This is a genomic window from Chryseobacterium sp. SIMBA_029 (genome assembly GCF_046535275.1).
Taxonomy (GTDB): domain Bacteria; phylum Bacteroidota; class Bacteroidia; order Flavobacteriales; family Weeksellaceae; genus Chryseobacterium.
Genome location: NZ_JAWRXA010000521.1, coordinates 1 through 259, shown reverse-complemented (window position 1 = coordinate 259; position 259 = coordinate 1). Strand labels below are relative to the sequence as shown.

The 259-nt window shown below is 52.5% G+C and carries 1 protein-coding gene; it reads left to right on the top strand.

Features of this window, described 5'->3' with window-relative positions; all coding sequences use genetic code 11:
- Position 1 precedes the first annotated feature (1 nt).
- A partial coding sequence (locus SB679_RS25055; protein ID WP_410705020.1) for a 2-oxoadipate dioxygenase/decarboxylase family protein occupies positions 2–259 on the top strand: 258 nt, incomplete at its 3' end.

The window sequence follows — 259 nt, the reverse complement described above, 5'->3', positions numbered from 1 at the left end:
CATGGCTATTCCGTTTCCGCATCAAGTTAAACGCATAAGTCACAACATTAACATCAATGGGAGGAGTATATCCCATTTTCAGCATCAAGTGACAAATCCATTTAGGGCCACGCACATGACAAAACACGTCACATCGAGCGACATCCGGTCAGCTTTTTCCGCCGCCATGTCGGCCATGTATCGCAACGAGGTGCCGGCCTATGGCACGCTGATGGACCTCGTTGCCCGCGTCAATGCAGAGGCGCTCGCAAACGAGCCC